The sequence below is a fragment of the Mesorhizobium sp. M9A.F.Ca.ET.002.03.1.2 genome (genome assembly GCF_003952365.1).
Lineage (GTDB): Bacteria > Pseudomonadota > Alphaproteobacteria > Rhizobiales > Rhizobiaceae > Mesorhizobium.
In genome coordinates, this window is sequence record NZ_CP034443.1 from 4,177,991 (window position 1) to 4,190,159 (window position 12,169).

Sequence of the window (12,169 nt, forward strand, 5' to 3'; positions counted from 1 at the left end):
GAAGGTGTAGAGGCCGCCATTCCCGAGCAGGCTTGTCAAGGTTGGCGCCCTACGCCACGCTTCCCTGCAGCAGCGTCAGCCTGGCTTTCTTCGGCGCCCTCGCGGCCAGCCATTCGCGTGCCTTGTCCTGCGGCATCGGGAAGGCGATCGAGTAGCCCTGCACCTGGTCGCAGCCGATCGCCATCAGCGAATCGAGCTCAGCCTCGGTTTCGGCACCCTCGGCGACGATCGAGATGCCAAGGCCGCGGGCGAGTTCGGTGATGGCCCGCACGATCTTGCTGTTGTCGCCGTTCTCATTGATGTTCTGGACGAAGCGGCGATCGATCTTCAGCCGGTCGATCTCGTTCGGGTTGACGTGGCTGAGCGACGCGTAGCCGGTGCCGAAATCGTCGAGTTCAAGATGGACGCCGGCGGCGCGGATGTGGCGCAGCTTAGCGGCGATGCCGGTCTTCTCGTCGTCGAGAATGACGGATTCGACGATTTCCAGCGACAGTTTTTCTGGCGGCAGACCAGCCTTTTCCAGCGTATCGAAGAGGAAGGCGTCGAAATCCGGCTCACGCAGTTCGGTGCCGGACACGTTGACCGCGAGCCGTCCGAAGGCAATGCCGGCGCGGTTCCATTCGGCCGCCTCGGTGATCGCCTTGGCGATGACGATGCGGCCGATCTCGGCCATGAGGCCGCATTTTTCGGCGACGGGAATGAACTCGCCCGGTGCGATCATGCCGCGCTCGGCATGTTTCCAGCGAATCAGCGCCTCGATGCCGCCGATCGTGCCGTTCGACAACGAAACCTGCGGCTGGAAATAGACCTGGAACTCTTTCTGCGAAATGGCGATCCTGATGTCATGCTCGAGCTGCTTGCGGTAATCGAGCTCACGCCGCAATTCCTCGGAGAAGAACGAGAAGCTGCCGCCCCCCTGCTTCTTGGCGGAATAGAGCGCGAGATCGGCATGGACGAGCAGATCCTGCGCATTGTCGGCGTCGAGCGGATAGACGGCGACGCCGGCGCTGGCGCCCGGGAGGATGGTCGTACCTCGAAAGACGATCGGTTCGTTAATCTGCGTCAGGACCCGCCTGGCGACCATGTTGATGTCCTCGGTGCCGCCGGCGCCGTTGAGGATCATCACGAACTCGTCGCCGCCAAGACGCACGCTAAGATCCGACGCCCGGCAGGAATCGCGCATGCGCTGCGCCGTCACCACCAGCACATAGTCGCCGGCGGCGTGGCCAAGCGTGTCGTTGATCTGCTTGAACCGGTCGAGGTCGAACTGGATCGCCGCAAGCCGCTCTCGCCGACGCTGTGCCCCCTTGATCAGCGTGTCGAAATGATCGGTCAGGAAGGTGCGGTTGTGCAGGCCGGTAAGGCCGTCATGCACGGCGATGAAGGCCATGGAATTGCGGGCATCGATCAGTTCATGCGTCTTGCGCAGAATGGCGTTCGACATCGGCCTGAAGATGAAAAGTGCCACCAGTACGATGACGCCGATGGTGGCGTAGAACAGCGTTCGATGGAGATTAAGAAGCTTTTCCGATCGCGCGTCGGCATGGGTGCTGATGCGCTGGCGAAGTGCCGCATAGCCCGACAGGGTCGCATTGGCGATGGAAGCGTCGAGGTTGACGCGTTCGGTGCCGCCCTTGTAGCCGCCATTACCGGCCATGCCGAGTTGCGATTCAAACGCCGAAACCAGGCGTTCGCCGTTGGCGATAAGCCCGACAGAGAAGTAGTCGAGATGAAACGGCTTGGCGAACAGCACGCTCTCGACCGATTTTGGATCGAACCTTGCTGGTGATGCCGGGTCGGCGACGACCCGCTCGAGCAGAAGATCGTAGTTTCTCTCGAACTCCGCCGTTGCCTGTTTCAATGCGGTGACCAGAGCCGGTTGTTGGTCGCGCGAAGCAGAGCCTGCCGCGTTGGCAAGGAAGACGATGCGTTGCGACAGCGCCTTTTGCGTGCTGACGACATCGAGCAGCGCATCGCCGTGCCGCTGGGCAGCCATCATCTGCTGGAGAAGGATGAAGGAGGCCATCACCATGGCGGCGATGATCAGCAGCGCCAGCCAATAGCCGGCCTTGATCAGCAGTATGAGCCTGCCCGAAATAGTTTGCACCGGTTCTTGCGACATTTTCCGGGGCGGTCCCTCTCGCCGACAGATTGTTGGGTGTGAGAACCATTGGCTTGAAAGTGTTAACAGGTTTGGAAACCGACAGACGGGCGACAGCGGCAGCGGTGGAAAGCTCGCGAAATGGTTATCGCGTTCTTTCGCGCCGCATCTGCATTTGAACATCCGTCATTCGCGGCATTGGCCAGTGGCCGTCGTGCCACCGGAGCGGTCGCTTTTGCGGTGGATTTTTCGCGCGCGCGGGGCGACAGTCCATTCAATCATCAACAGGGCCTGATCATGAGCGCGGCGTTCCTCTCCCATATCGACAGCGAGCTTCAAGGGCTGAAATCGGCCGGCCTCTACAAATCCGAGCGGGTGATCACCTCGACGCAGTCGGCCGAGATCGAGGTGGGTGGCCAGAAGGTGCTGAATTTCTGCGCCAACAACTATCTCGGCCTCGCCGACAGCGCCGAATTGCGCGACGCGGCCAAACAGGCGCTTGACCGCTATGGTTATGGCATGGCGTCGGTGCGCTTCATCTGCGGCACGCAGGAAGAGCACAAGCAGCTCGAGGCGACGATTTCTGGCTTCCTCGGCATGGAGGACACGATCCTCTACGGCTCCTGCTTCGATGCCAATGGCGGTCTGTTCGAGACGCTGCTGGGTGAGGAGGACGCCGTCATCTCCGACGCGCTGAACCACGCCTCGATCATCGATGGCGTGCGGCTGTCGAAAGCAAAACGCTTCCGCTACGCCAACAACGACATGGCCGATCTGGAGGCGCGATTGAAGGAGGCGCGGGATTGCCGTTTCCGGCTGATCGCCACCGACGGCGTGTTTTCCATGGACGGCATCATCGCCAATCTGAAGGGCGTCTGCGATCTCGCCGGGAAGTACGACGCGATGGTGATGGTCGACGACAGCCATGCGGTGGGCTTCGTTGGCAGGAACGGCCGCGGCTCGGCCGAGCATTGCGGCGTCGAGGGCAGGGTGGACATCATCACCGGCACGCTCGGCAAGGCACTGGGCGGCGCGTCCGGCGGCTACACGTCGGGCAAGAGCCAGGTGGTCGACTGGCTGCGCCAGCGCTCGCGCCCCTATCTGTTTTCCAACACGCTGATGCCGGCGATCGCCGGCGCCTCGATCCGGGTGTTTGAACTGATCAAGGACGGTGACGGATTGCGCAACAGGCTCTACGACAATGCAGCGCGCTTCCGGTCGCAGATGGGTAAGCTCGGGTTTACGCTTGCAGGGGCCGACCATCCGATCATACCGGTGATGCTGGGCGATGCGACGCTGGCGCAGGAGATGGCGGCGCGCATGCTGAAACGCGGCATCTATGTCATCGGCTTTTCCTTTCCGGTGGTGCCGAAGGGCCAGGCGCGCATCCGCACGCAAATGTCGGCCGCCCATTCCAGCGCCGATATCGACCGCGCGGTCGAGGCATTTGGCGACGTTGGCAAAGAACTCGGCGTGATCGGATAATCGCAAATGCTTTCGCTCAACGGCGCCCCCCTCTGTCCTGCCGGACATCTCCCCCACACGGGGGGAGATCGGCTCTCGTCTTCGCCCTGGCCAATCGCCGACGCGGCAAAAAAGGCGCGACGCGTAAGCTGCCAATCTCCCCCTCGTGGGGGAGATGTCCGGCAGGACTGAGGGGGGCGCGAAGGAACGCTACCTTTCAAAGCGTCGGGAGGGCCTGATGTCGAACATGATGAAGGCGCTGGTCAAGGCCAAGGCCGAGCCAGGCATCTGGATGGAAGAGGTGCCGGTGCCGGAAATCGGCCCCAACGACGTTCTGATCAAGATCAGGAAGACCGCGATCTGCGGCACCGACGTCCACATCTACAATTGGGACCAGTGGGCGCAAAAGACAGTGCCCGTGCCGATGGTGACCGGCCATGAATTCGTCGGCACGGTCGCCGATTTCGGCGCGGCGGTGACTGAGTACAAGGTCGGCCAGCGCGTCTCGGGCGAGGGCCACATCGTCTGCGGCCACTGCCGCAACTGCCGCGCGGGCAGGGGGCATCTGTGCCGCAACACGCTCGGTGTCGGCGTCAACCGTCCCGGCGCCTTCGGCGAATACCTGGCGATCCCGCAGCACAATGTCGTGCCGATCCCCGACGACGTGCCCGACGAGATCGCCGCGATCTTCGATCCCTTAGGCAATGCCGTGCACACCGCATTGTCCTTTGATTTGGTCGGCGAGGACGTGCTGGTCACCGGCGCCGGGCCGATCGGCATCATGGGTGCGCTCGTCGCCCAATGCGTCGGCGCGCGAAAAGTGGTCATCACCGACATCAACCCGGTGCGGCTGGCGCTGGCGAAAAAACTCGGCGTCCAGCATGTGGTCGACGCGTCGAAGGAAAAGCTGCGCGACGTGATGCCGGCGCTCGGCATGACCGAAGGTTTCGACGTTGGCCTCGAAATGTCGGGCGCCGCGCCCGCCTTCCGCGACATGATCGACACCATGAACAATGGCGGCAAGATCGCCATTCTGGGCATTGCCCCGACCGGCTTCGAGATCGACTGGAACAAGGTGATCTTCAAGATGCTGCATCTCAAGGGCATCTACGGCCGTGAGATGTTCGAGACCTGGTACAAGATGATCGCCCTCGTGCAAGGCCCGCTCGACGTGACCGGGCTGATCACCCACCGCATTGGGATTGACGACTATATTTCCGGCTTCGAGGCGATGAAGAGCGGCAATTCCGGCAAGGTGGTGATGGACTGGTGAGCGCCTTATCTTTCCGACACCTGAACCTAGATTGGAACGCAGAGCCTAACGCTCCCGATGTTGAGCTAACAGTTGAGGGCAATACCGTTCAGCTTACCTTTCGCTTGAACCCATGGGCTTATGACGCCAGCAAAGGAGAGAAGGGGACCCTTCGTTTCATTGGCTGCAGTCGTTGGCGGTGGGACTCAACAAACGACCACGCATGGTTCGCAGGGGAAGGTCTTTACGCCGGAAACGCACCAAAATGGGGCGAATTCTATGAGGTTATCGGTGATAGCCGGCCGACCAGTGAGCACGATTGGGAGGTTCTGTCGCCTGACGGGCCCAAGTCACGACAGTTCCTGTTCTATTTTCGCGACGAAGCGATTGAAGTTATAAGTGAAGACTGGTCACTTTCTCGACAAATGTCAGGCGGTGGCTAGGCGTTGCGTTCAGAGCGATTGGCTTCGACCCTAACCTTGGCTCGCCCCAAACTACCCTCCAAGGCGGTCAGCCCTTTCGTGATTGCCGCGCGATCACCTTCACTCAGCTTCGCCAAGAGTTCCCGCTCGAACGCCTTCGCTAGCGGCACCATTTCGCGATAGGCGGCCAGGCCCGCTTTGGTCAGCGCCAGATGCTCGACACGACGGTCTTTCTCGTCTGGCGTGCGGGTCAGCCAGCGCCGCCGCTCAAGCTCGGCCACCGCTCGAGACACCTTGGTTTTATGCATCGCCGATTGCTCGCCAAGCTCAGTTGCCGTCATCGTGCCATGCTGCCCCAGACCTGAAAGCGTTCGCCATTCCGGCCGCGTCAGGCCGTGGCGATCTCGGTAAATCTTCGAGAATTCGCGGCTGACGGAATCGGCAAGCCTATAGAGCCGGTAGGGCAAGAAGCTTTCGAGTTCGAGGATTTCCATGTGCGCACTGTGGATGCGGCGTTCGCCGTTGATAGTTACATTTTCGATGGTTACAAATGAAACCACTTTGGTCAACATTACCGGCAAGCCGCGTTCAACTGGCTGAGAGACCGGGATCAGGGAGGATGCCATGGCCTTTTCCTACATGCCGGGATTCGGCAACGACTTCGAAACCGAAACCCTGCCGGGTTCGCTGCCGCAGGGGCGGAATTCGCCGCAGCGGCCGGCCTACGGCCTCTACGCCGAGCAACTGTCCGGCTCGCCCTTCACCGCGCCGCGCGGCACCAACGAGCGCTCGTGGCTCTATCGTATCCGGCCGAGCGTCAGGCACACCGGCCGCTTCAAGCCGGCGAGCTATCCGCTGTGGAAGAGCGCGCCGAATGTCGGCGATCACGAGCTGGCGCTCGGCCAATATCGCTGGAATCCGGTGCCGATGCCGAAGGAACCGACCGACTTCATCGCCGGCATGCGCTCGATTACCACCGCCGGCGACGTGCTTGGCCAGACCGGCATGGCGGCACACGTCTATGTCGCCAACCGCTCGATGGTCGACGATCATTTCTTCAATGCCGATGGTGAGTTGCTGGTGGTGCCGCAGGTCGGCAGCCTGCGCCTCGTCACCGAGATGGGCGTCATCGAATTGCGCCCTGGCGAGATCGCCGTGCTGCCGCGCGGCCTCGTGTTCAAGGTCGAGCTGGTCGATGCCGAAGTGCGCGGCTATCTCTGCGAGAACTACGGCGCCAAGCTGACGCTGCCGGACCGTGGCCCGATCGGCGCCAATTGCCTGGCCAATCCGCGCGATTTCAAGACGCCTTGCGCCTGGTTCGAGGACAAGGAAACGCCTTGCCGGCTGACCGTCAAATGGTGCGGAAATTTCCATGTCACCGAGCTCGGCCATTCGCCGCTGGATGTGGTGGCGTGGCACGGTAACTACGCACCCTATAAATATGATCTTGCGACCTTTTCGCCGGTCGGCGCACTGTTGTTCGACCACCCCGACCCGTCGATCTTTACCGTGCTGACCGCGCCGAGCGGCGAGGAGGGCACCGCCAACATCGACTTCGTCATCTTTCCGCCGCGCTGGCTGGTGGCCGAAGACACGTTCCGCCCGCCATGGTATCACCGCAACATCATGAGCGAGTTCATGGGCCTGATCCACGGCCAGTACGACGCCAAGGAAGAGGGGTTCGTCCCCGGCGGCATCAGCCTGCACAATATGATGCTGGCCCATGGGCCAGACGCGTCTGGCTTCCAAAAGGCCTTCCGCGCCGATCTGAAACCGGTCAAGCTCGACAATACCATGGCCTTCATGTTCGAGACGCGATTCCCGCAGATGCTGACCCGTTACGCCGCCGAGCTCGAAACCCGGCAGGACAACTACATCGACTGCTGGGCCGATCTGAAGAAGCGCTTCAACGGCACGCCCGAGGGCGACTGGTCTTGAGCGCTGATCCGACGCCGGATCGGCTGGTGCTTCTGGGCTCGAAGGGCGGCCCGGCGCTGCGGCCGGGCGGTCCGTGGCCGAGCTCGTCATTGCTGGAATTCGGCGGCCGCAATATCGTCGTCGATTGCGGGCTTGGCGTGACGCGCGGGCTGGCCGACGCCGGCATCAGCCTGAAGGCGCTCGACCTGGTCTTCGTCACGCATTTGCACTCCGACCATGTGCTGGAACTCGGTCCGCTGATCCACACCGCCTGGACGGCGGGCCTGGCGACACCGGTCACCGTGTTCGGCCCGCCCGGCACCGGGCATTACTGGCAGCGCTTTTGCCAGGCGATGGAATTCGACATCGAGATCCGCATCGCCGACGAAGGCCGGCCCAATATCAAAGATATGGTTTCGATCGTCGAATTCGGCGAAGGCCGGGTGATGGAGGAGCACGGCCTGAAGGTTTCAGCGCTGCGCGTCGATCATCCGCCGGTGGCCGACTGTTTTGCGCTGCGCTTCGAGCATGCCGGACAAAGCGTCGTGTTCTCTGCCGATACGGCATTCTTTCCGCCATTGGCCGATTTTGCCAAAGGCGCCGACATCCTCGTCCATGAAGCCATGCTGGAAGAAGGCATCGAGCGGCTCGTCGCGAAAACCGGCAACGGCGCGCGGTTGAGGGAACATCTGATCTCCAGTCACAGCTTTGCCGGAGAGGTGGGGCGCATCGCCACCGAGGCCGGGGTTAGGAGACTCCTGCTCAACCACCTCATTCCGGCCGACGATCCTGAGATCGGCGAGGCCGACTGGATCGCCGCCGTCAGGAAAACATGGGCCGGCGACTTGACGATCGCCCGCGACGGCCTTGTTGTACAGCTAAGCGGTGACTAAGCCGCATCAGGAGAGGAAACCGCATGAAGCTTGCCTCATTGAAGGACGGGACGCGCGATGGGAAACTCGTCGTCGTCTCGCGCGACCTGACGCGGTTCACCGATGCCTCGTTTCTGGTACCGACGCTGCAGGCGGCGCTCGACGACTGGAGCCGGATAGCGCCGCATTTGGCGACAATCGCGGAATCGCTTGAGAACAATGCGGTGCCGTCAGACCGCTTTCACGAGCATGACGCCCATTCACCACTGCCGCGCGCCTATCAGTGGGCCGACGGCTCGGCCTATGTCAATCATGTCGAGCTGGTGCGGAAAGCGCGCGGCGCCGAGATGCCGGCAAGCTTCTGGACCGATCCGCTAATTTACCAGGGCGGCTCGGACGCCTTCATCGCGCCGCGTGACCCGATCCGGGCGGCCGACGAGGCTTTTGGCGTCGACATGGAGGCGGAGGTCGCCGTCATCGTCGACGACGTGTCGATGGGCGCAAGCCTCGATGAGGCGCAGGCCGCGATCCGGCTGGTTATGTTGGTCAACGACGTCACGCTGCGCTCCCTCACTGCGCCAGAGCTTGCCAAGGGCTTCGGCTTCTTCCAGTCAAAGCCGTCCTCGGCCTTTTCTCCGGTCGCGGTGACGCCGGACGAATTGGGCGAGGCCTGGGATGGCGGCAAGGTCAGCCTGCCGCTGCTGGTCGATCTCAACGGTAAGCCGTTCGGCCGGGCGGATGCCGGCATCGACATGACCTTCGATTTTCCGGCGCTGATTGCGCATGCCGCGAAAACCCGGCCGCTGGCCGCCGGCACGATCATCGGTTCGGGCACTGTCTCCAACAAGCAGGGCGGCGGCCCGGGCAAGCCTGTCTCGGCGGGCGGCGCAGGCTATTCCTGCATTGCCGAGTTGCGCATGATCGAAACCATCGAGGCCGGCGCGCCGACAACGCCATTCCTGCGTTTTGGCGACACCGTGCGCATCGAGATGAAGGACGGGACCGGACATTCGATCTTTGGTGCGATCGAGCAGAAGGTCGAGAAATACGTCGGGTAAGGTTTGGGGAGACCTCCGAAACGATGAACCTGCTGGACCACAATCGCCGCATGGCGCGCAACAATCTCTGGTCGAACGACCGGCTCTATCGCGCCGTGCTGCAGCTTAAGCTCGGTGAGTTCGAGGCCGAGCGAACCAGCTTTTTCCCCTCGATCAAGGCGACGCTCAACCACATATTGGCGGTCGATCATCTCTATCTCGACTTTCTCGAAGAGGGCGGCGTCGGCGCCGCCGTCTTTGACGACTTCGTGCCGTTCGACGACGCCGCAAGCCTGGCGGTGGCTCAGGCCGATTTCGACCGCAGGCTGGTTGCTTTCTGCGACGCCTTGTCGGCTGACGATCTCGACCGTCGCGTCATCACCGACCGGCGCGAGGACGGCATGATCCCGGAACGCATCGGCGACATACTCGCTCACGTCTTCCTGCACGACATCCACCATCGCGGCCAGGTGCATGCCATGCTGTCCGGCACTTCAGTCAAGCCGCCGCAACTCGACGAGTTCCTGCTCGATTATGATCTGAAGCTGAGACAGGTAGAGATCAAGCGGCTGGGCTTGTGATTGAAAGCGGTCATGCCCGAGAAATTATTGTAGTTACGAAAATTATTGACTCGATTATTGTAGGTACATAAATTCAGATGAAGATCGTTTGGGATGAACCGAAACGGCTGGCCAACATCGAAAAGCATGGGTTGGATTTTGCCGTTTTAGGTGACGAATTCTTTCTTGCCTCGACGATTCGAACCGCCAAGGCGGGCCCGCCTCATGGCAATAGGCCGGACAGCTGGCGGGGTGATTGTGGTGATCTTTGCCAGGCTTGGCTCCGAGGGTGTTTCGATAATTTCGATGCGTCCGGCCAACCCGGCTGAAAGGAGGTTGTTCGATGGCAAAACTGAAAATCACGAAGCCTGACAAGGAGTTCAAGCCTGGCAAGGGCTTTACCAAGGAAGATTGGGATGCCGTTTCGGACAACCCCGAATGGACGGAGGAGGATTTCAAAAACGCCCGTCCTTTCACCGAGGTCTTCCCGGACCTTGCCGAAAGCATTCGCCGCGCGCGCGGCCGGCCGGCGCTCGACAATCCGAAGAAGCAGGTGACGCTCCGGCTCGACAGCGATGTGGTCGCCCGCTTTCGCGCCGGCGGCCCCGGCTGGCAGAGCCGGATCAACGACATCCTGCGTAAGGCCGCTGGCCTTCCGAAGTAGCCGTCGAGCGGTTGGGGTTGGAGGATCAGGCCAACTCGACGTCATAGGCCGAAAAATGACGATCCGTGGAGATTAACGTCAAGCCTTCGATTTGAGCCTGGGCGATGAGCAGACGGTCAAAGGGATCGCGATGATGAAAAGGCAAATGCTCAAGCCTCGCGGCGTGTAGTTCATTCACACTGAGGATTGGAATCCCGTTCGACCGCAGGATTTCGACAATGTTGCCAGTGAGCATGATTTTGCCGAGCGATTTCTTGATGGTGATCTCCGCCACGGAGATGGCGCTGACGATCACATCCTCGCCGGCGAGAAAGATGTCACGATGGCGATCCGACAGACGTGGGTCCGCGTTGAGCACCCAAAGCAGAATATGGGTATCGACCAGATATTTGCGGATCATTTAATGTACTCGTCCCATTCGGGACCGAGCTCATCAAAATCATCCGATATCCGAATCTGGCCCTTCAAGGCCCCAAACAGGCCTTTGCTCCCGCCAAGCCGGGCGGGAGCACTCAAGGTCGCGACGATCTCCCCGTGCCGCGTGAGATGGATCTCTTCGCCTGCCTGGGCACGCTTCACCAACTCAGAGAGCTGGGCCTTCGCTTTCGCCATTGGAACGTTCATGTCAGACCTCTTATGACCAGAATTTAGGTCATAAATGGTCTATCCGCAAGAAATCTTGATGACGACCGCTTACTCCGCCGCCTCCACCTTGATCACGCCGCGCCTGATCTGGTCCTGCTCGATCGATTCGAACAGGGCTCGGAAATTGCCCTCACCAAAACCTTCGTCGCCCTTCCTCTGAATGAATTCGAAGAAGATCGGCCCGATCACGGTTTTTGAAAAGATCTGCAGCAGGATCTTGGTCGTGCCGCCGTCGACCACGCCTTCGCCGTCGATCAGGATACCGTGCTTTTTCATGCGCTCGATCGGCTCGTCATGGCCGCTCACGCGGGCGTGGGACATGTCATAATAGGTCTCCGGCGGGCCGGGCATGAATTTCAGCCCGTTGGCGGCCAGCCTGTCGGTGGCGCCATAGATCTCGTCGGTGCCGACGGCGATGTGCTGGATGCCTTCGCCATTGTACTTCTTCAGATACTCGGCGATCTGGCTGGTCTCGTCCTTGGACTCGTTGAGCGGGATGCGGATCTTGCCGCAGGGCGAGGTGATGGCGCGGCTGACCAGCCCGGTGATCTTACCGTCGATGTCGAAGAAATGGATCTGCTTGAAGCCGAACAGGTCGCGATAGAAATCCCACCATTTGTCCATGTTGCCGCGATAGACATTGTGGGTGAGGTGGTCGAGATAATAGAAGCCGACGCCTTCCGGCTTCGGGTCGCGTTCGCCCAGCCACTCGAACTCGGCGTCATAGGCCGAGCCCTTCTCGCCATAGGCCTCGATGAAATAAAGCAGCGAGCCGCCGATGCCGACGATTGCCGGCACATCGAGCGTCTTGTCCTTGCCTTCATAAGGCGTGGCGCCCTTGGCGACGGCATGGTCGAACGCATGCTTGGCATCGACCACCCGCCAGGCCATCGAAGCCGCGCACGGGCCGTGCTTGTCGACGAATTTCATCGCATGCGAGCCGGGCTCGGCATTGACGACATAGTTGATGTCGCCCTGCCGCCAGACGGTGATCTCTTTGGTGCGGTGCTTCGCTACCGGTACATAGCCCATGCGGGTAAAAAGCTCGGCGAGCTTTTTCGGCTCGGGATGGGCGAACTCGACGAACTCGAAGCCATCGGTGCCGGCGGGGTTGGCCTTGCTGATCTTTGCGGGCGGTGCGTCGTGCGGGAAGGGACCCATGACATTGCCTCCAAAAGCTGGCGTGGCCGGAAAAGGCCATTACAGCGCAATCATAGCGCGGAGCGGGCGCACGG

General features: G+C 61.2%; 12 protein-coding genes and 1 pseudogene. 8 read left to right on the forward strand and 5 right to left on the reverse strand.

Annotated features, from left to right (window positions below; genetic code table 11):
* Window positions 1-49: 49 nt before the first annotated feature.
* Window positions 50-2,122, reverse strand: coding sequence for an EAL domain-containing protein (locus EJ066_RS20075; protein WP_126040954.1), 2,073 nt, complete (start codon window positions 2,120-2,122; stop codon window positions 50-52).
* Between the two features lie 276 nt (window positions 2,123-2,398).
* Here EJ066_RS20075 and EJ066_RS20080 point away from each other — a divergent pair, with 276 nt between their 5' ends.
* Together EJ066_RS20080 and tdh are read left to right on the forward strand one after the other, a co-directional pair.
* On the forward strand, window positions 2,399-3,586 hold the full coding sequence (locus tag EJ066_RS20080; RefSeq protein ID WP_126040956.1) for a glycine C-acetyltransferase: 1,188 nt from the start codon (window positions 2,399-2,401) through the stop codon (window positions 3,584-3,586).
* A gap of 217 nt (window positions 3,587-3,803) precedes the next feature.
* Window positions 3,804-4,838, forward strand: a complete 1,035-nt coding sequence (gene tdh / locus EJ066_RS20090; RefSeq protein ID WP_126040958.1) for an L-threonine 3-dehydrogenase — start codon at window positions 3,804-3,806, stop codon at window positions 4,836-4,838.
* Between the two features lie 418 nt (window positions 4,839-5,256).
* Here the strand turns inward: tdh and EJ066_RS20100 are convergent, their stop codons facing one another.
* A complete protein-coding gene (locus EJ066_RS20100; RefSeq protein WP_126043982.1) occupies window positions 5,257-5,733 on the reverse strand; it encodes a MarR family transcriptional regulator in 477 nt (158 codons plus the stop codon).
* A 130-nt stretch (window positions 5,734-5,863) separates the two neighbouring features.
* Here EJ066_RS20100 and hmgA point away from each other — a divergent pair, with 130 nt between their 5' ends.
* The 6 genes and pseudogenes from hmgA (at window position 5,864) to EJ066_RS20130 (ending at window position 10,289) form a co-directional block, all read left to right on the forward strand.
* Window positions 5,864-7,177, forward strand: coding sequence for a homogentisate 1,2-dioxygenase (gene hmgA, locus EJ066_RS20105; RefSeq protein ID WP_126040962.1), 1,314 nt, complete (start codon window positions 5,864-5,866; stop codon window positions 7,175-7,177).
* Window positions 7,174-8,049: an MBL fold metallo-hydrolase gene (locus EJ066_RS20110; RefSeq protein WP_126040965.1), complete on the forward strand. Its 876-nt coding sequence runs from the start codon at window positions 7,174-7,176 to the stop codon at window positions 8,047-8,049. Before hmgA ends, EJ066_RS20110 begins: the two co-directional genes overlap by 4 nt.
* A gap of 23 nt (window positions 8,050-8,072) precedes the next feature.
* On the forward strand, window positions 8,073-9,086 hold the full coding sequence (locus EJ066_RS20115; RefSeq protein WP_126040967.1) for a fumarylacetoacetate hydrolase family protein: 1,014 nt from the start codon (window positions 8,073-8,075) through the stop codon (window positions 9,084-9,086).
* A gap of 23 nt (window positions 9,087-9,109) precedes the next feature.
* A complete protein-coding gene (locus EJ066_RS20120; RefSeq protein ID WP_126040969.1) occupies window positions 9,110-9,646 on the forward strand; it encodes a DinB family protein in 537 nt (178 codons plus the stop codon).
* Between the two features lie 77 nt (window positions 9,647-9,723).
* A pseudogene (locus EJ066_RS20125) lies at window positions 9,724-9,997 on the forward strand (BrnT family toxin).
* Window positions 9,969-10,289 carry a BrnA antitoxin family protein gene (locus EJ066_RS20130; RefSeq protein WP_126040971.1) on the forward strand — a complete coding sequence of 107 codons (321 nt, stop codon included), beginning with the start codon at window positions 9,969-9,971 and terminating at the stop codon, window positions 10,287-10,289. The pseudogene EJ066_RS20125 and the gene EJ066_RS20130 overlap by 29 nt, the downstream one beginning before the upstream one ends.
* Before the next feature lie 25 nt (window positions 10,290-10,314).
* Here the strand turns inward: EJ066_RS20130 and EJ066_RS20135 are convergent, their stop codons facing one another.
* The 3 genes from EJ066_RS20135 to hppD form a co-directional block, all read right to left on the reverse strand.
* The gene (locus EJ066_RS20135; protein ID WP_126040973.1) at window positions 10,315-10,689 is read right to left on the reverse strand and encodes a type II toxin-antitoxin system VapC family toxin; all 375 of its coding nucleotides are present in this window, start codon (window positions 10,687-10,689) and stop codon (window positions 10,315-10,317) included.
* Window positions 10,686-10,913, reverse strand: a complete 228-nt coding sequence (locus EJ066_RS20140; RefSeq protein ID WP_126040975.1) for a type II toxin-antitoxin system prevent-host-death family antitoxin — start codon at window positions 10,911-10,913, stop codon at window positions 10,686-10,688. Before EJ066_RS20140 ends, EJ066_RS20135 begins: the two co-directional genes overlap by 4 nt.
* Before the next feature lie 69 nt (window positions 10,914-10,982).
* Window positions 10,983-12,095 carry a 4-hydroxyphenylpyruvate dioxygenase gene (gene hppD, locus EJ066_RS20145; protein WP_126040977.1) on the reverse strand — a complete coding sequence of 371 codons (1,113 nt, stop codon included), beginning with the start codon at window positions 12,093-12,095 and terminating at the stop codon, window positions 10,983-10,985.
* Window positions 12,096-12,169 lie beyond the last annotated feature (74 nt).